Source organism: Solimonas sp. SE-A11 (assembly GCF_030345715.1).
In the GTDB taxonomy this organism is placed as follows: domain Bacteria; phylum Pseudomonadota; class Gammaproteobacteria; order Nevskiales; family Nevskiaceae; genus Solimonas_A.
Map to the genome: position 1 here is coordinate 156,510 of NZ_JAUASX010000009.1, position 16,473 is coordinate 172,982.

Annotated in this window: 15 protein-coding genes and 1 pseudogene; 7 read left to right on the forward strand and 9 right to left on the reverse strand. The window is 68.5% G+C overall.

Features of this window, described 5'->3' with window-relative positions; genetic code table 11:
• Positions 1-80 precede the first annotated feature (80 nt).
• Complete coding sequence (gene recJ, locus QT386_RS12265; RefSeq protein WP_367401432.1) at positions 81-1,778, forward strand: single-stranded-DNA-specific exonuclease RecJ; 1,698 nt, start codon at positions 81-83, stop codon at positions 1,776-1,778.
• A 112-nt stretch (positions 1,779-1,890) separates the two neighbouring features.
• Positions 1,891-1,995: pseudogene (locus tag QT386_RS23430) on the forward strand (enoyl-CoA hydratase/isomerase family protein); the annotation flags it as partial.
• A gap of 344 nt (positions 1,996-2,339) precedes the next feature.
• On the opposite strand, the gene QT386_RS12275 reads toward QT386_RS23430, so the two are convergent.
• The 7 genes from QT386_RS12275 to QT386_RS12305 all read right to left on the reverse strand — a co-directional run bounded on the left by QT386_RS12275 (position 2,340) and on the right by QT386_RS12305 (position 11,779).
• Positions 2,340-5,483, reverse strand: a complete 3,144-nt coding sequence (locus QT386_RS12275) for an EAL domain-containing protein (protein ID WP_289274060.1) — start codon at positions 5,481-5,483, stop codon at positions 2,340-2,342.
• A gap of 98 nt (positions 5,484-5,581) precedes the next feature.
• Entirely contained in the window at positions 5,582-6,790 is a 1,209-nt protein-coding gene (locus QT386_RS12280) for a SufS family cysteine desulfurase (protein ID WP_289274061.1), read from the reverse strand.
• A complete protein-coding gene (gene sufD, locus QT386_RS12285; RefSeq protein ID WP_289274062.1) occupies positions 6,787-7,878 on the reverse strand; it encodes a Fe-S cluster assembly protein SufD in 1,092 nt (363 codons plus the stop codon). Before sufD ends, QT386_RS12280 begins: the two co-directional genes overlap by 4 nt.
• 1 nt (position 7,879) lies before the next feature.
• The gene (gene sufC / locus QT386_RS12290) at positions 7,880-8,626 is read right to left on the reverse strand and encodes a Fe-S cluster assembly ATPase SufC (protein ID WP_289274063.1); all 747 of its coding nucleotides are present in this window, start codon (positions 8,624-8,626) and stop codon (positions 7,880-7,882) included.
• A gap of 127 nt (positions 8,627-8,753) precedes the next feature.
• Positions 8,754-10,217, reverse strand: coding sequence for a Fe-S cluster assembly protein SufB (gene sufB, locus QT386_RS12295; protein WP_289274064.1), 1,464 nt, complete (start codon positions 10,215-10,217; stop codon positions 8,754-8,756).
• A gap of 3 nt (positions 10,218-10,220) precedes the next feature.
• Positions 10,221-10,679 carry an SUF system Fe-S cluster assembly regulator gene (locus tag QT386_RS12300; RefSeq protein ID WP_289274065.1) on the reverse strand — a complete coding sequence of 153 codons (459 nt, stop codon included), beginning with the start codon at positions 10,677-10,679 and terminating at the stop codon, positions 10,221-10,223.
• 194 nt (positions 10,680-10,873) lie between these two features.
• Positions 10,874-11,779, reverse strand: coding sequence for a glycerophosphodiester phosphodiesterase (locus tag QT386_RS12305; RefSeq protein WP_289274066.1), 906 nt, complete (start codon positions 11,777-11,779; stop codon positions 10,874-10,876).
• 40 nt (positions 11,780-11,819) lie between these two features.
• Between QT386_RS12305 and QT386_RS12310 the strand changes: the two genes are divergently transcribed.
• Positions 11,820-12,275 carry a thioesterase family protein gene (locus QT386_RS12310; RefSeq protein ID WP_289274067.1) on the forward strand — a complete coding sequence of 152 codons (456 nt, stop codon included), beginning with the start codon at positions 11,820-11,822 and terminating at the stop codon, positions 12,273-12,275.
• Here the strand turns inward: QT386_RS12310 and QT386_RS12315 are convergent.
• Both QT386_RS12315 and QT386_RS12320 read right to left on the reverse strand, forming a co-directional pair.
• Positions 12,251-12,685: a DUF3293 domain-containing protein gene (locus QT386_RS12315; RefSeq protein WP_289274068.1), complete on the reverse strand. Its 435-nt coding sequence runs from the start codon at positions 12,683-12,685 to the stop codon at positions 12,251-12,253. The two genes, QT386_RS12310 and QT386_RS12315, sit on opposite strands and share 25 nt — an antisense overlap.
• Entirely contained in the window at positions 12,682-13,191 is a 510-nt protein-coding gene (locus tag QT386_RS12320; protein WP_289274069.1) for an alpha/beta fold hydrolase, read from the reverse strand. Before QT386_RS12320 ends, QT386_RS12315 begins: the two co-directional genes overlap by 4 nt.
• Before the next feature lie 33 nt (positions 13,192-13,224).
• Between QT386_RS12320 and QT386_RS12325 the strand changes: the two genes are divergently transcribed.
• The 4 genes from QT386_RS12325 to QT386_RS12340 all read left to right on the forward strand — a co-directional run bounded on the left by QT386_RS12325 (position 13,225) and on the right by QT386_RS12340 (position 16,456).
• Positions 13,225-13,536 carry a hypothetical protein gene (locus tag QT386_RS12325; protein ID WP_289274070.1) on the forward strand — a complete coding sequence of 104 codons (312 nt, stop codon included), beginning with the start codon at positions 13,225-13,227 and terminating at the stop codon, positions 13,534-13,536.
• Positions 13,533-13,826: a hypothetical protein gene (locus QT386_RS12330; protein WP_289274071.1), complete on the forward strand. Its 294-nt coding sequence runs from the start codon at positions 13,533-13,535 to the stop codon at positions 13,824-13,826. The genes QT386_RS12325 and QT386_RS12330 overlap by 4 nt, the downstream gene beginning before the upstream one ends.
• Positions 13,826-15,235 (forward strand): S9 family peptidase, encoded by a 1,410-nt coding sequence (locus QT386_RS12335; RefSeq protein ID WP_289274072.1) that lies wholly within the window; start codon positions 13,826-13,828, stop codon positions 15,233-15,235. Before QT386_RS12330 ends, QT386_RS12335 begins: the two co-directional genes overlap by 1 nt.
• A 99-nt stretch (positions 15,236-15,334) precedes the next feature.
• Positions 15,335-16,456 (forward strand): beta-ketoacyl-ACP synthase III, encoded by a 1,122-nt coding sequence (locus tag QT386_RS12340; RefSeq protein WP_289274073.1) that lies wholly within the window; start codon positions 15,335-15,337, stop codon positions 16,454-16,456.
• Positions 16,457-16,473 lie beyond the last annotated feature (17 nt).

Genomic DNA, 16,473 nt, shown 5'->3' on the forward strand with positions numbered 1-16,473 from the left:
AGCCGCGATCTTTTCGGCATCATCAAAAGATCGCGGCTAAAGCCGCTCCCACTTTCACATCCGGGAGAGCTTGATTGACCCTGCTGATCCGCCCCCGTCCCGGCGCTGATGCCAGCGGCTTCCCGGAGACCCTGCATCCGGTGCTGCGCCGCCTCTACGCGGCGCGCGGCGTGGCCGCCGCGCAACTCTCCCTGGAACTGAAGCACCTGCTGCCGCCCTCCGGGCTGCTCGGCATCGAGCCGGCGGCGGCGCTGCTGGCGGACGCCATCGAAGCGGGCGAGGGCATCGTCATCGCCGGCGATTACGACGCCGACGGTGCCACCGGCACCGCGCTGGCCGTGCTGGGTCTACGCGCCCTGGGCGCGGCCGAGGTGCAATACGTGGTGCCGGACCGCTTTCGCATGGGTTACGGCCTGTCGCCGGAGCTGGCGGAACTGGCGGCGGCGACTGGTGCCGGCGTGCTGGTGACGGTGGATAACGGCATCGCCAGCATCGCCGGCGTGCAACACGCCCAGGAGCTGGGCCTGAGCGTGGTGGTGACCGACCACCATCTGCCGGGCCCGGAACTGCCCACGGCCGACGCCATCGTCAATCCCAACCAGCCGGGTTGCGGCTTCACCTCCAAGGCCATGGCGGGTGTCGGCGTGATGTTCTACCTGCTGCTGGCCCTGCGCGCCGAACTGCGCAGCCGCGGCGCTTTCGAGGGGCAGGCCGAGCCGAACCTGTCGGAGTGGCTGGACCTGGTGGCCCTGGGCACGGTCGCCGACCTGGCGCGCCTGGACTACAACAACCGCATCCTGGTGGAGCAGGGCCTGCGCCGCATCCGTGCCGGCCGCGCCCGTCCGGGCCTGCTGGCCCTGCTGAAGCTGGCAGGCCGTGACCCCGCCCGCGTCGGCTCGACGGACCTCGGTTTCGCCCTGGGGCCGCGCATCAATGCCGCCGGGCGCCTGGATGACATCCGCACCGGCATCGACTGCCTGCTGGCGGACTCCGAGGAGGAAGCACAGGCCCTGGCGGCGCAGCTCGACCGCTTCAACCGCGAGCGCCGCGAACTGCAGGCGCAGATGAGCGGGGAGGCGCTGCTGCTCAGCGAGGACAACGAGTCCGTCGGCGTGGTGCTATTCGAAGAGGACTGGCACGAGGGCATCGTCGGGCTGGTGGCATCCAAGCTGAAGGAACGCCTGCACCGTCCCTCCATCGCCTTTGCGCGCGCGCAGGAGCCGGGCCTGCTGAAGGGCTCGGCTCGGTCGATCGATGGACTGCACGTGCGGGATGCGCTGGCCGCGGTCGACGCGCGCCAGCCGGGCCTGATCGGGCGCTTCGGCGGCCACGCCATGGCGGCGGGTCTGAGCCTGCCGGAGGCCAACCTGCCGGCCTTCGCCCAGGCCTTCGACGCGATCTGCCGCGAATGGCTCAGCGAAGCGCAGCTGCAGCGCGTGCTGGAGACGGATGGAGAGCTGCGGGCCGAGGAGCTGCAGTTGGCCACCGCCCTGCAACTGGAACATGCCGGTCCCTGGGGGCAGGGTTTCCCCGAGCCGATGTTCGAGGGGCATTTCGAGGTACTCGACGCGCGCCTGATCGGCAGCGACGGCCAGCACGCCAAGTACCGCCTGCGCAGCGCGGCCGGCGGCGCGCCGCTGACCGCCGTGGACTTCAACGGCGGCGAGCGCCTGCAGCCGCCGCACAACCGACTGCAGGCGGTGTTCACGCTGTCGGTGAACCGCTGGCAGGGCGCGGAGTCGCTGGACCTGCGCATCGAGCACCTGCAGGCGCTTTGATACTGCTGGCGGCACCGGGCTTTTCGTGGCGCCTGGTTTCGTGCAGCGGAGCCAGCGCGCCGTCGCAAGCCTTGCAATCCCGGCTTCGCTGCGCGAGGCCGGGCTACGTCGACTGCAGGCCGCAAGTGCCGCCCATGAATACAGCTACTGCAGCGAAGACGCCCAGGAAGGCCCGCGGCCCTTTGCGGAGAAGCGCAAGCCGCGTGACACGGTTCAGGAGTCGGTTGCTTCACTTGCAAATGATTCATCGCCCCCGGGCGTGAAGAGCAAACGCCCCTGCGTCGCTCCCGTCATCAAAGGGCTGCTGGAGTCTCATGAGACCGAGGGTAAAGTCGTCCGTCTACCAAATGAAATCGGCACCGTTCAGGCCGTATCCTGAGTCTGCCCAGTCTGCGTTGAACAAGCCGGACTGAGCAGGCTGTTGCGGGTATCTGGCATCTGGACTTGAAAGCGCGCCTTATGGCGCGCTTTTTCGTGCTTGCTCTCGTGAGTTCCAGAGGGTGTTTGCCGTCATTTCGCAGCAGCCTTTCGTAGCCATGGCTGTTGCTGTGGCTCCCAAGCTCAGCCTGCCGGGAACACCAGCGGCACCGCACGCGCCAGCGCGTTGCCCTGGAGATAATCGGCACCGATGCGGCGCCACAGTTCGGCCAGGCGCGGATCGTCGAGGTTGTGCACGATCAGGCGGCGTTCCAGCGCCCGTGCCAGGCGCAGCGCCGATTCGGCCAGGGCCTGCTCGCCCGGATCGCTGGCGGCGGCGGGATACAGCGTGGCATCCACGCGCAGGAACTCCGCGGGCAGGGCGCGCAGCAGGGCGAGTTCGCCGGAGCCACGGGCGCTGAAGCCGTCGATCGCCAGGCGGCAGCCCATCGAGCGCAGCACGCCGGCGAAATTCACCGCCGACTGCGGGTGCGCCAGCAATGCCTTCTGCTCGGCCAGGAAGCAGATGCGATCCGGCGTCACGGCATTGCTCTGGCCCAGCTGCTCCACCACGCTCTCGATGAAGCGCGGGTCGATCAGTGAGACGCCGGAGAGGGGAATGAACAGCAGCGCCAAGTCCCCTAGGGTGTCCGGCTGGCGTGCCAACTGGCCGAGCATGCGCTGGATGGTCCAGCGATCCAGTTCGCCGGCCAGGCGCTGGCGTTCTGCCGCCGGCATGAAGCCCGGCGCCGGTGTCCAGAAGCCTTCCTCGTCTTCCAGTGCCAGTTGCAGCTCCAGCATCTGTCCGCGACGTGGCTGCGACTGCTGCAGGGTCTGCGTGGTGAGGTGCAGCAGGCCCTGCTCCAGGCCATTGCGGATGCGGCGGGCCCAGATCGCGTCATCGGCCGGCGCGCGGTGGCGGCTCATGCTCTCGTCGTACACCTTGATGCTGTTGCGGCCGGCGCGCTTGGCGGCACCGCAGGCCTCCTCGGCACGGCGCACCACTTCCTGTGCGCCCTCCGACTGGCCGTTGAATTCGGCGATGCCGACGCTCGGCGTCAGGTTGTACTGACGTGCCTCCCAGGTGAAGCGGGTGGAGGCCACCGTGCGCCGCAGCGCCTCGGCGAAGGTACGGGCGCGATCGGCGCTGGAGTTGCCCAGCAGGATCGCAAAGCGGTCGGCGCCCATCCGGTAAAGCTCCCCGGCGCTGCCGGTGAGGTTGGCCAGCAGCTCCGCCAGGCGCACCAGCACCGCGTCGCCCGCCGCGGGGCCGCCGCTGTCGGCCACGCGCGAGAAATGATCCAGGTCCAGCCACAGCATGGCGTGGCTGCGCGGCGCCAGCTTGGCGGCGTCGATCAGCTCGCGCAGGCGCTGCTCGCAGGCATTGCGCAACGGCAGCCCGGTGAGGGGGTCCTTGATGCTTGCGACACGCGCGGACTCGGTGGCTGGCAGGCCCGCCGTGGCAGCGGCCTGCACCGCGCTGCGCTCGCGCAGGACCACCACCGCACCGGCGATGCGGTTGCTGCGCGTGCGGATGGGGCTCGCGGTGGCCATCACCGGACGTTCCGCACCGCCGCGTGGGACGATGACCATGCTGTCGCCATGCTCGATGCGTGCACCGCGTTCCATGGCGGAGCGGGCCAGGTCGGAGCCGCCCTCGGAGGCGCCGTCGCTGCCGGTGTGGCGGGTGATGCAGATCTCCGCGAACGGCTGGCCGCGTGCCGTCTTCAGCGGCGTGCCGGTCAGGCGCTCCGCCGCCGGGTTCATGTCCTCCACGCGGCCATTCTCGTCGGTGCTGATCACCGCTTCGTCCAGCGCTTGCAGGGCTAGCGAGTGGCGCTCGAGCTGGCGGGCCGAGGACTCCTGCAGCCGGCGGCGTTCACCGGTCTCGGTGGCCAGCTGCGAATTGATGCTGATGTTGCGGTCGGTGACGTCGCGCAACTGGCGCACGCGCTCGTTGTGCCAGTGGGCGAACAGCCCCAGCTCGTTGGCGGCGCCGTCGTTGGCCAGCAGGCCGAGCGTGTCGTTGGTGCCGGAGGTTTCCGACATGCGCTCCACCATCTTCGACAGCGGCCCCAGTACCAGAACGCGGAAGCCGAGATACAGCACCAGCACCAGTACCAGCAGGGCGGCGGCAGTCAGGCCCAGCATGCGCAGGAACAGGGCATCGGCCCCGGCGAAGCCCTGGCTGGCCGAGGTCACGCGCAGCACGCGCCAGCCGGGGTAGCCGAGCTCGAAGGCGGAGACATAGCTGCGGCCGCCGAGCACCGGGTCGCCGGACAGTATTACGAAGCCCGGCTTGGCCTCCCACAGCCGGCGGTCCTTGCCGCTCATCCATAGCGACAGCAGGACGGTCTGCACCTCTTCCGGCGACAGCTCGCGCGTGTCGGCCTTCAGCTTCTTGGCCGCGGCGGCGAGAGGCGACTGCGCGAACTCCTCCAGTAGTTCCTCGTTGCGGTCGTGCAGCGCCAGGGCCAGCGGGTTGTAGGCGCCGAACTCCTGCGCCAGCCCGGCCAGGTTGAGCAGTTTGTCCTTCGGCAGCTTCTCCGCCATGGCCGGCGAGGCGGCCAGGATGTTGCTGTCGGCGTCCAGCAGCAGCGAGTAGCCGCGCAGGTCGCGGCTGTGGGCAGCGAAGGCTTCCAGCACCGTGGGGACCGGCAGGGCCACCGTCACCGCGCCGACGAAGCGGCCTTCACGCCGCAGCGGCAGGCTGCAGGTCAGGGTCGCGGTCTTGGACAGCGGCTCGCGCACGCTGAGGCTCCAGCTGCAACGGTCGTCATCGACCAGGCGAGACGGCGTGTACCAGCGCTCACGCCAGTAGGGCACCACGCGAGGGTCGTTGTAGTCGTCGCGCTGCTGCAGGCGGCCGTCGGCGCCGCGCAGCCACAGCAGGCTGGCGCGCTCGGCGTCCGGGCGCAGGGTATAGGGTTCCGGCCAGATGCCGACCGCGGCGGCGAGCGGGCTGCCGCCGGCCAGGGCAGGGACCAGGGTCTTCAGGCTGTCCGGGTGGGAGTGCGGCACCAGGGCGGCAATGCTCCGGGCGAGTTCCTCGGCCTGGCCGGCGTACTGGCCGATCTCCAGCGCCAGGCGGCGTCCACTTTCCTGCTCGTAGCGGAAGGTCTCGCCTGCCAGTTCGTCGCGCACGAAGAACTTGCCGGCGATGGCCGCGGCGGCCACCCCCAGCAGCAGCAGCACCGTGAGCATCGTGGCGAGCTTGAACTGCAGCGTCTCGTGCCAGCGCAGGACCGGCAGGACGGCGGCTTTCGGAGAGGGGGCCTGAGCATTCATTGGGAAAGCCATGATTGCACAGGGAACAGCGCCGCCACAGCCCCCCGTTGTAGAGCAGGCATCGTGCCTGCAGGCCGGCAAGTACCGGCCCCGCCAGCTCAGCCGAACAGCCGGACCACCTTGTGCAGTGCAGCAACCAGCTGGTCGATGTCATCCTCGCCGTTGTAGGCCGCCAGCGAGGCGCGGGCGGTGGCCGGCACGGCGAAGCGCTCCATCAGCGGCATGGTGCAGTGGTGGCCGGTGCGGATCGCCACGCCCTCCTGGTCCAGGATGCTGCCGATATCGTGCGGGTGGGCGCCTTGCATGACGAAGGACAGGATGCCGCCCTTGTTGGCGGCGGTGCCGATCAGCCGCAGGCCCGGGATCGCGGCCACGCGCGGCGTGGCGTACTCCAGCAGGGCGTGCTCATGGGCGGCGATCGCCTCCAGGCCCACCGACCCGATCCAGTCCAGCGCTGCGGCAAAGCCGATGGCGCCGGCCATGTCGGGCGTGCCGGCCTCGAACTTGTAGGGCACCTCGTTCCAGGTGCTGCCCTCGAAGGCCACGGTGCGGATCATGTCGCCGCCGCCATGCCAGGGCGGCATGGCTTCCAGGTGCTCGCGCCGGGCCACCAGGCAGCCGAAGCCGGTGGGACCATAGGCCTTGTGCGCCGAGCAGACGTAGAAATCCGCGCCCAGGGCGGGGAAGTCCACCGGCAAGTGGGCGATCGCCTGGGCGCCGTCCACCAGCACCGGGATGCCGCGGGTCTTGGCCTCGCGGATGATGGCTTCCACCGGGTTGACCGTGCCCAGTGAGTTGGACACATGCACTACCGAGATCAGCCGGGTGCGCGGGCCGATCAGCTTCAGCCACTCCTCGAACACCAGCTCGCCGGCGTCGTTCACCGGGGCGGCCACGGTCTTCGCGCCGGCCAGCTGCCAGGGCACGATGTTGGAGTGGTGCTCCATGCCGGTCAGCAGCACCTCGTCGCCGGGCTGGATGCGCGGCGCCAGGAAGCTGCGCGCCACCAGGTTGATGGCCTCGGTGGTACCGCGGGTAAAGACGATCTCTTCGCGGGTGGAATTGAACCAGCGGGCGATGCGGTCGCGCGCGCCCTCGTAGAGGCCGGTGGCGCGCTCGGCCAGCTCGTGCACCGCGCGGTGCACGTTGGCGTTCGAGGTCCGGTAATAGCCGTCCATCGCGCGCAGCACGCTTTCGGGCTTCTGCGTGGTAGCGGCGTTGTCGAGGTAGGCCAGGCGCTTGCCGCGGACCTGCTCGCGCAGGATCGGGAAGTCCGCGCGCACCCGCGCCAGGTCGTAGCCGCTCACTGCAGGGCCTCCAGCTGCTCGGTGTTCGGCAGCTGGCGCAGCAGGCGCTTGGTCACGCGGCCGCGCACGTCTTCCAGGCGGATGTGCTGCAGCACCTCGTGGGCGAAGGTCCAGGTCAGCAGCGCGCGCGCGGTGGATTCCGGCAGGCCGCGCGAGCGCAGGTAGAACAGCGCCTCGTCGTCGAGCTGGCCGAAGGTGGCGCCATGCGCGCACTTGACGTCGTCGGCGTAGATCTCGAGTTCGGGCTTGGCGTTGATCTCGGCGCCGGGCGACAGGATCAGGTTGGCGATGCGCTGCTCGGAGTCGGTCTTTTGCGCGTCCTTGTGGACGCGGATCATGCCGTTGAACACGCCGCGCGCCTTGTCGCGGGCGATGCCGCGGTACTGCTCGCGGCTGATGCAATGTGGCGCGCGGTGCTCGATGCGCGTGTGGTTGTCCACGTGACCGTCGCCGGTCGGCGCATAGAGGCCGTGCAGGTGGATCGCTGCGCCGGGCTCGGCGAGGTCCACGTTGAGGTCGTGGCGCGAAAGGCGCCCGCCCAGGTCCACCGTGACCACGTCGCAGCAGGCGTCGCGCGACAGGCGCAGGTTGATGCGCGTGATGCGGTGGGAATCGGCACCGGCGTCGTTGAGGCGGATCAGGTGCAGCTGCGCGCCGGCTTCCAGCTCGATATCCGCGAAGATGGTCTCGAACACTCCGTCGCCGGAAGAGTTGAGGATCATCGTGGCTTCGCTGCCGCGTTCCAGGTACAGGCGGTGGCGCTGGTGCGCGCGATCGCTCGGGCGGATCGGTTCCTCCCGACGCGTCTTGGAGGGGATGCGCAGCTCGGTGACGCCGCCGGCAAAGGCGGCATTGAGCGCGTCCAGTGCGTCGCCGTGGCCGGTGGCGGATGCCAGCTCGGCTTCCGGCTGCAGTGCCGCCTCAGGCAGCGAAGCCAGGGCGGCGAGATTGGTGTACTTCCACTCTTCCAGGTCGGTGGAGGGGAAGCCGGCCGTCAGGAAGGCGTCCAGCGCCTTGCGGCGCTCGCCGGTCTGCGCGGCCGCCGGCAGCGCCTCGAAGGCGCGGCGGAAAGGAGAGAGGTCGAGCATCTCAGGCCGCCTGCTGGATCCAGCCGTAGCCCTTTTCTTCCAGCTCCAGCGCCAGCTCCGGGCCGCCGGACTTGACGATGCGGCCACCGGCCAGCACGTGCACGTAATCCGGCTTCACGTAGTCCAGCAGGCGCTGGTAATGCGTCACCAGCAGCACCGAGCGCTCCTTGGAGCGCATCAGGTTGATGCCGTCGGCCACGATCTTGAGCGCGTCGATGTCCAGGCCCGAGTCGGTTTCGTCCAGCACCATCAGCTTGGGCTCCAGCACCAGCATCTGCAGGATCTCGTTGCGCTTCTTCTCGCCACCCGAGAAACCCTCGTTGACGCCGCGCGAGAGCATCGCCGGGTTCATCTGCATCTGCTTGACGCGATGCTTGACCCAGGCCAGGAAGTCGGCGGCGTCCAGTTCCTTCTCGCCGCGGATCTTGCGCTGCGCATTGAGCGCGGCCTTGAGGAACACCATGTTCGACACGCCGGGGATTTCCACCGGGTACTGGAAGCCCAGGAAGATGCCCTTGGCGGCGCGCTCCTCCGGGTTCAGCTCCAGCAGGTCGGCACCGTCGAAGCTTACCGTACCATCGGTGATCGTGTAGTCCTCGTGGCCGGCGAGCAGTTTCGACAGGGTCGACTTGCCCGAGCCGTTGGGGCCCATGATGGCGTGGACCTCGCCCGCGCCGATGCGCAGGTCGATGCCCTGGAGGATGTCTTTGCCCTCGATGCGGGCGTGCAGGTTTTGGATATCAAGCATGGCTAATTTTTCTGGCTAGCTTTGTCTGGTTGTGCCGTCCATGGCGCCTGGGTCCGGCCCGGCGCTCCATGGCCGGGCGTTCGCCGGCGCCGATTGCCATTCAAGGCAATCGTCGACAGCCTCCGGCTCACCCCACCGATCCTTCAAGTGAAACGGAAAGCAGCTTCTGGGCCTCAACGGCGAACTCCATCGGCAGCTCCTTGAACACGTCCTTGCAGAAGCCGTTGACGATCATCGACACGGCGTCCTCCTCGGCGATGCCGCGCGAGCGGGCGTAGAACAACTGGTCTTCGCCGATCTTCGAGGTGGTGGCCTCGTGCTCCAGGATCGCGCTGGGGTTACGGATCTCGGTATAAGGGAAGGTGTGCGCGCCGCACTTGTCGCCGATCAGCAGCGAGTCGCACTGCGTGTAGTTGCGCGCGCCCTCGGCACCGGGCAACACGCGCACCAGGCCACGATAGGCCTGCTGGCCGTGGCCGGCGGCAATGCCCTTGGACACGATCGTGCTCTTGGTGCGCTTGCCGATGTGGATCATCTTGGTGCCGGTGTCGGCCTGCTGGCGGTGATGCGTCAGCGCCACCGAGTAGAACTCGCCCACCGAATCGTCGCCGCGCAGGATGCAGCTCGGATACTTCCAGGTGACGGCCGAGCCGGTCTCCACCTGCGTCCAGCTGATCTTGCTGCGCGGGCCACGGCAGTCGCCGCGCTTGGTCACGAAGTTGAAGATGCCGCCAACACCATTTTCGTCGCCCGGGTACCAGTTCTGCACCGTGGAGTACTTGATCTCGGCATCATCCAGCGCCACCAGTTCCACCACCGCGGCGTGCAACTGGTTCTCGTCGCGCTGCGGCGCGGTGCAGCCTTCCAGGTACGAGACGTGGCTGCTCTCCTCCGCGATGATCAGCGTGCGCTCGAACTGGCCGGTGTTGCGCTCGTTGATGCGGAAGTAGGTGGACAGTTCCATCGGGCAGCGCACGCCCTTGGGGATGAACACGAAGGAGCCGTCGGTGAAGACTGCCGAGTTCAGCGCCGCATAGAAGTTGTCGCCAAAGGGCACCACGGTGCCCAGGTACTTGCGCACCAGCTCCGGGTGCTCGCGCACCGCCTCGGAGATGGAGCAGAAGATCACGCCGGCCTCGGCCAGCTTCTTGCGGAAGGTGGTGCCCACCGAGACCGAGTCGAACACCACGTCCACCGCCACCTGCGGCTGCACGCCGGCCAGCATCTCCTGCTCGCGCAGCGGGATGCCCAGCTTCTTGTAGGTTTCCAGCAGCTTCGGGTCGACCTCGTCCAGCGACTTGGGCGCGTCCTTCATCGACTTGGGTGCCGAGTAGTAGGACACCGCCTGGTAGTCGATGGGCGGGTAGTGCACGTGGGCCCACTTGGGCTCCGTCATCTTCAGCCAGCGGCGGTAGGCCTTGAGGCGGAATTCCAGCAGCCACTCCGGCTCCTGCTTGCGCGCCGAGATGGCGCGGACGACATCCTCGTTCAGGCCGGGCGGCAGGGTTTCGGAGTCGACATCGGTGACGAAGCCGGCGGAATAGGTGCGGTTGCGCACCAGGGCCTGGATGTCTTCCTGGTTCGTGGACATAAGTTAGAGCCTCTCCATGCGAGTGGCGCTGATGAATTGGACCGGCGTCTCGGACCGGCGCTGTGGGGCCGCCAGCTGGTCCAGGGTGACGGCTTCCAGGGCCTGGCGGATCGCGGTGTTGATCAGGCGCCAGCCATGGCGGGTGCCACACTGCGACTCCAGGCCGCAGCTGCCTTCGTGGATCGAGCACTCGGTGATCCCGATGGGGCCTTCCAGCGCCCGGATCACCTCGGCCACCGAGATCAGGCCCGGTGCCCGCACCAGCCGATAGCCGCCATGGGCGCCGCGGCTGGATTCCAGCAAGCCACCTTTGGTCAATGTTTTCAGCAGCTTGGCGACGGTGGGGGCGGGGATGTGGCTGCGTTCCGCCAGCTCCACCCCGGTGTGCACGCGCGCCGGCTCGGCGGCGATGAGCGTCATCACCACGGTGGCGTAATCGGCCAGCTTGCTGAGCTTGAGCATGCAATTAAGACCAAAGAAGTCCTGATTGGGGCGCGCATGTTACTGCTGCGCGTCAGCCGGGACAACCCTGGGATGCGTTTTGCTCATTCCCGAGGATGAAGAAGACGGCGTAGCCCGGTTTGCACAGCGAGCCGGGAGCGTCGACCGGGCATACCTCCCGGCTTGCCTGCGGCAAACCGGGCTACGGGCAGGACCTAGCGGATCGGCGCCGGACAGTCGTACTTGTTCGCCGCCAGGACCTCGCGATAGCGATCCGGAAAATTCGTGAACATGCCGTCCACGCAATAGCCGGCGATGCGTTCCAGGTCCTCGGTGCTGTTGACCGTGTAGGGATGCATGGCCAGGCCCAGGCCGTGGGCCTGCTGTACCAGGCTGGCGCTGACGTCGCTCATCGGCGGGCCGATGCCGAAGCTGTAGCGGGCGATCAGCGCCATGGTGGCGGCGTTGGTGGTGAGGGGCTGCATCAGCTGGATCAGCGGGATTTCCGGATCCAGGCGCTGCATCTCCAGCAGCACGGTGGGGATGAAGGACTGCACCAGCACCTGGCGGCGCTGCACCGAGCCTTCGCGCAGGCCGTACTGCTGCATCAGGTCCAGCAGGCGCTGCGCCACCGAGGGCGGCGTCAGGTCCAGGCCCGGCTTGATCTCGATGTAGTAGTTCACGTCACGGCCGTAGCGCTGGAACACCTCTTCCAGCGTCGGAATCTTCTGGCCGACGTACTCGGGCTTGGCGCGGTCCGGATAGGTCTCGTTGAACCAGCTGCCCATGTCGCAGGTCTTCAGCTGTGCCAGCGTCTTGCTGTTGACGTTGCCGGTGCAGTTCTCCGCCGGGCCACGGGCGGTGCGGTCCAGCGTGGTGTCGTGCAGGCACACCAGCACGCCGTCGGAGGTGGAGTAGACGTCCTGCTCGATGTACTCAGCGCCCATCTGCAGGGCCAGGTCGTAGGCGGCCAGGGTGTGCTCCGGCGCATGGCCGGAGGCGCCACGATGGGCGACGATCACCTGGTCGGTCTTCAGCACCGGGGTGGCGGCGCCGTTGGGGGCCACCGAGGAGCCGCAGCCGGCCAGCAGGCCGACGGCGAGGATCAGGACAGGACGCATGCGATACTCCGAAGATATCCGCACAGGTTAACCTGCTCGCATGACAGAACAAGCAAGGCCGGCGCCCGCCTGGGACGTGCAGAACCCCTTCGTCCAGCCGATCACGGTGGGCGCGGAGCATATCGACGCCTTCGGCCACACCAACAACGTGGTCTACCTGCAGTGGCTGGAGAAGGTGGCCTGGGCGCACTCGGTGAGCCTGGGTTTCGGCTTCGAGGACTATGAGCGCACCGGCGTGGGCTGCGTGGCGCGCCGCCACGAGCTGGACTACCTGGCCGCCACCTTCGCCGGTGACGAGCTGCTGGCGGCCACCTGGATCCACGAGAACGACGGCAAGCTCAGCATGTGGCGCCGTTACCAGATCATCCGCGCCGGCGACGGCAAGACCGTGCTGCGCGGGCAGACCCACTGGGTTTGCATCGACATGAAGACCGGCCGGCCGCGGCGCCAGCCGGAGGAATTCCTCAAGGCCTATGTGCCGGCCGTGCCCAGGTAGATCAGGCGCGGCGCCTCGCCCAGGCGGCCGCTGACGATGGCGTTCTGGCCGTATTGCCGGCCCAGCGCGCGTGCCAAGCCATGCGGCGGGTCCACCAGCAGGAAGCCGGCCTCGTCGGGCCACTGTCCCGAGGGGTCGCAATGCAGGCTGGGGTGGTGGACCAGCCCGCTGGCGCGCAGCCCTGCTTCCATGCCGGCGTGGCGCAGCCGGTTCTGCCAATTCATCAGCCGTCGCGAGTGGGGATTGCAGGGTGTGACCAGCGCCCAGTGCCGGCGGCAGCCGCCGAGCCGGGCCAGCCACCCTTCGCTTTGCGCATCACGAACCCCGATGCGCAGCGCCAGCTCCAAGCCGGGCAGGCGCACGCGGTACCGCGTCGCGCGATAGGCCCGGTCGAGCGAGGCGCGGTTCATGCCGCGCGGCGCAGCAGGTCGTCGAGCAGCAGGGCCAGGGTGTCGAGCTGGTCATTGAGCCCATGATCCGAGTCCAGCAGGTGCAGTGCCGCGCGGTTGTGGCGGGCAAAGCGGATGCCGCGCTCCACCGGCACGATATCGTCGCCCCAGCCGTGGGCCACGCTGCACAGGGCGGGGATGCCCTGCGGTTCTTCCTCCCAGCCGGGGAAGTACAGGGCCGGGGCCATCAGGAACAGGGCGCGGGGCTGCAGCGTGACGCAGGCCTGCGCCGACACGTAGCCGCCCATGCTGGAGCCCACCAGCACCAGGCTGTGCCGCGCCCGGGGGGCGAGGGCCAGCAGCTGGGCCATGCGCTCGCGGGGATCGTGGGTGTGACTATAATCCGGGCTGAGGACTTCGTAGCCACGCTGGCGCGCGGTCACGGCAAGATGCTGGATCTTGGTGCCCCAGGGCCCGGATTCCTTGCCATGGGCGAAAACCACGAGACGATCGGGAAGGTCTTTCATGTCTGAACGCTGGCTGACGACCGGAGCATTATGATGCCCGACAAGGACAAGCAGGCCGCCGAAGAGCGCCTGACCCTGGCGGAACGCCGCCGCAAGCGCCGCCGCGAACGCAAGCAGCCACTGGAAGTGCGCATGACCATGCGCTTCAAGTTCGGCGACGAGCCCGACGACGTCATCACCATGATGGATGACCGCGCGGTGCCGATGGTCGACAACGTATTCAAGAACCGCGACAAGATCGTGCGCGGCTTCGTGGGCCTGCTGGTCCGCGCGGGCATGAAGCAGCCCAAGGTCGCCGGCGAAGTCTTCCCCCTGATCAAACTCCTTCGCGGCAAGCGTTCATGAAAGGCATCCAGATCTTCAATGCCGTCGCCATGGCAGCGGCGGCTTCCTTCGCGTCCACCATCGGCGTGGTCACCCTGCTGTACGCCATCTACCTCGACAGCGTGCCGCGCCTGCGCGAGGACTGGCCCCTGGTGGTCACCACCTTCCTGGTGTTCTGCGTCCTGTTCCTGCTCTCGGTGCTGGCCTTCCATGCCCACCGGCGCGAGAAGGCCTGGCGCTGGCCGGCGGAGGCGGTACTGCTGCTGGGCATCTTCGGTGGCGGCGGGATCCTGTACCGCGCCCTGCTCTGATGGAACTGCCAGCGCCGCGGCAATGGGAGCCGCTGAGCTTCGTGCCGATCCTGGCCGGGCTCTGCTGGCTGCTGCCGGATGCCGGTGGCGCCTGGCTGTTCTGGTCCCTGCTGCCCGGCATGCTGCTGCTGTCCTGCGGCACCGCGCTGCTGCTGTTCCCCGGCGATCCGCGCATCAGCGCCTACATGGCGCTGGCTGGCTTGCTGGGCGTGCTGTTCTTCCTGCCGGCCTGGATCGCGGGCGGCTTCTGGCAGGCCCTGCTGGCCCTGGCCGGCAGCCTGGCCAGCTTCATGGCGGCGGGCAGGGCGGCACTGACCCGCGAGCCCCAGGGCCTGGAAGTGCCGCCCCCCGACCGCGGTCCGCAGATGGACCTCAAGGTGGGCATGGACGAGGCGGTGCTGGGCTACTTCGTCGGTGGCGCGCGCATGCCGGCTGGCGAACAGGCGCTGCAGGTCTGCCGCCAGGCCGAGCAGATGCTCGCCGCGATCCGGGCGCGTGGCCTGGACCGCGACCCGGCAGCGCTGCACCCCGAGCCGCCGCCGCCCGCACGGGTGTTCATCAAGAAGGCGCGCCACCGCGGGCAGGATTACGAGGTGCTGCGCTTCGACAGCGGTTTCGTCCCCGACGCGGGCTTGCCGGGCGCCGCGGTCTGGAATGCCCATGAACGCAACCGGGAATGCCACGTGCGCCTGCTGCGTCACCCCGGACCGCCGCGGCCCTGGCTGCTGTGCATCCACGGCTACCGCATGGGTACGCCCTGGCTGGACTTCAGCCTGTTCGGGCCGCGCTGGCTGTATCACCGCCTGGGCTTCAACCTGATCCAGCCGGTGCTGCCGCTGCATGGCCCGCGCCGCATCGGCGCCCGCAGTGGCGATCACTACCTGGACGGCGATCCGCTGGACCTGGTCCATGCCCAGTCGCAGGCGCTGTGGGACCTGCGCCGCAGCCTGGCCTGGCTGCGCCAGAACGAGGGCAAGGCCCGGGTCGGCGTCATGGGCTACTCGCTGGGCGGCTACAACGCCGCGCTGCTGGCCTCCTACGAGCGCGGACTGGACTTCACGCTGGCGGTGATCCCGGTCACGGATTTCGCCTCGGCGCTGATGCGCTTCGTGCCGCCCGAGCACCTGCGCTACTACCGCGAGCATGGCCTGGACGAACAGCGCTACCGCGACATCCTGCAGGTGGTTTCCCCACTGGCGCGGGTGCCGCTGCTGCCGCGCGACCGCCTGCACGTGGTGGCCGCCGCTGCCGACCGCATCGTCCTGCCCCACCACCCGCTGGCGCTGGGCCGGCATTGGGACGTGCCGGTCATCTGGTACCAGGGTTCCCACCTCTCGATCCGCTACGAGCGCGAGCCCGGCCTGGCGCTGCGCCATGCCGCTGCCGCCGCCGGCTGGCCGGTCTCCTGAGCCCCCTCCCAGGCTGGCGTGATTTCCCGCCGGCCGGCACTCCGGCAGGCTAGAATCGGGAAAATCACCGAATTCCCCCCAATTCCTCCTGGATTCCCCATGAAACGAGTTGCCATTACCGGCACCGGGCTGTTCACGCCGCCGAACAGCATCAGCAATGACGAGCTGGTGGCCTGCTACAACCGCTATGTCGAGCGCTACAACGCCGAGCATGCCGACGACATCGCCACCGGCACGGTTCCGGCCCTGGCGCCTTCGTCCTCCGAGTTCATCGTCAAGGCTTCCGGCATCCAGTCGCGCTTCGTGATGGACAAGGAGGGCGTGCTGGACGTGGACGTGATGCGCCCGCGCTATCGCACGCGCAGCGACGACGAGCCCTCGATCATGGTCGAGATGGGCCTGGGCGCGGCGAAGCAGGCTCTGGAGCGGGCCGGGCGCAAGCCCGAGGACGTGGATTTCGTCCTGGTGGCCTGCTCCAACATGCAGCGCGGCTACCCGGCCATGGCGGTGGAGCTGCAGCACCACCTGGGCATCACCGGCTACGGCTACGACATGAACGTGGCCTGCGCCTCGGCGGCCTTCGGCATCCAGGCCGCGGTGGATGCCGTGCGCATGGGCAGCGCCCGGGCCGTGTTGGTGGTAAGCCCCGAGATCTGCTCCGGCCATCTGAACTTCCGCAACCGCGACTGCCACTTCATCTTCGGCGACGCCTGCACGGCGGTGCTGGTGGAGCCGCTGGAGACGGCCGTGTCGCCGACGCGCTTCGAGGTTCTGGGTACGCGCCTGCAGACGCAGTTCTCCAACAACATCCGCAACAACTTCGGCTTCCTCAACGCCTGCGAAGTGCCGCCGCGCCGCTGGGACGACATCCTGTTCCACCAGGAAGGCCGCAAGGTCTTCAAGGAAGTGGTGCCGATGGCCTCCGAGTTGATCGTGAATCACCTGACCGACCTGGGCCTGGCGCCGGACTCGGTGCGCCGCTTCTTCCTGCACCAGGCCAACCTGGGCATGAACCAGCTGATCTCCAAGCGTGTCCTGGGCCGTGACCCGGGCCCGGACGAGGCGCCGGTGACCCTCGACGAATACGCCAACACCAGCTCCGCTGGTTCGGTGATCGCCTTCCACAAGCACCACGAGGACCTCAAGGCCGGAGATCTGGCCGTGCTTTGCGCCTTCGGCGCCGGCTATTCCGCCGGCTCCGTGGTGATGAAACGGGTGTGAACCCGGTCCGGCAGCGG

Excerpts from the sequence above, each read along its gene's own strand:
- QT386_RS12275 (WP_289274060.1), bottom strand. The coding sequence starts at position 5,483 with ATGAATGCTCAGGCCCCCTCTCCGAAAGCCGCCGTCCTGCCGGTCCTG.
- sufD (WP_289274062.1), bottom strand. The coding sequence starts at position 7,878 with ATGCTCGACCTCTCTCCTTTCCGCCGCGCCTTCGAGGCGCTGCCGGCG.
- sufC (WP_289274063.1), bottom strand. The coding sequence starts at position 8,626 with ATGCTTGATATCCAAAACCTGCACGCCCGCATCGAGGGCAAAGACATC.
- sufB (WP_289274064.1), bottom strand. The coding sequence starts at position 10,217 with ATGTCCACGAACCAGGAAGACATCCAGGCCCTGGTGCGCAACCGCACC.
- QT386_RS12300 (WP_289274065.1), bottom strand. The coding sequence starts at position 10,679 with ATGCTCAAGCTCAGCAAGCTGGCCGATTACGCCACCGTGGTGATGACG.
- QT386_RS12305 (WP_289274066.1), bottom strand. The coding sequence starts at position 11,779 with ATGCGTCCTGTCCTGATCCTCGCCGTCGGCCTGCTGGCCGGCTGCGGC.
- QT386_RS12310 (WP_289274067.1), top strand. The coding sequence starts at position 11,820 with ATGACAGAACAAGCAAGGCCGGCGCCCGCCTGGGACGTGCAGAACCCC.
- QT386_RS12315 (WP_289274068.1), bottom strand. The coding sequence starts at position 12,685 with ATGAACCGCGCCTCGCTCGACCGGGCCTATCGCGCGACGCGGTACCGC.
- QT386_RS12320 (WP_289274069.1), bottom strand. The coding sequence starts at position 13,191 with ATGAAAGACCTTCCCGATCGTCTCGTGGTTTTCGCCCATGGCAAGGAA.
- QT386_RS12325 (WP_289274070.1), top strand. The coding sequence starts at position 13,225 with ATGCCCGACAAGGACAAGCAGGCCGCCGAAGAGCGCCTGACCCTGGCG.
- QT386_RS12330 (WP_289274071.1), top strand. The coding sequence starts at position 13,533 with ATGAAAGGCATCCAGATCTTCAATGCCGTCGCCATGGCAGCGGCGGCT.
- QT386_RS12335 (WP_289274072.1), top strand. The coding sequence starts at position 13,826 with ATGGAACTGCCAGCGCCGCGGCAATGGGAGCCGCTGAGCTTCGTGCCG.
- QT386_RS12340 (WP_289274073.1), top strand. The coding sequence starts at position 15,335 with ATGAAACGAGTTGCCATTACCGGCACCGGGCTGTTCACGCCGCCGAAC.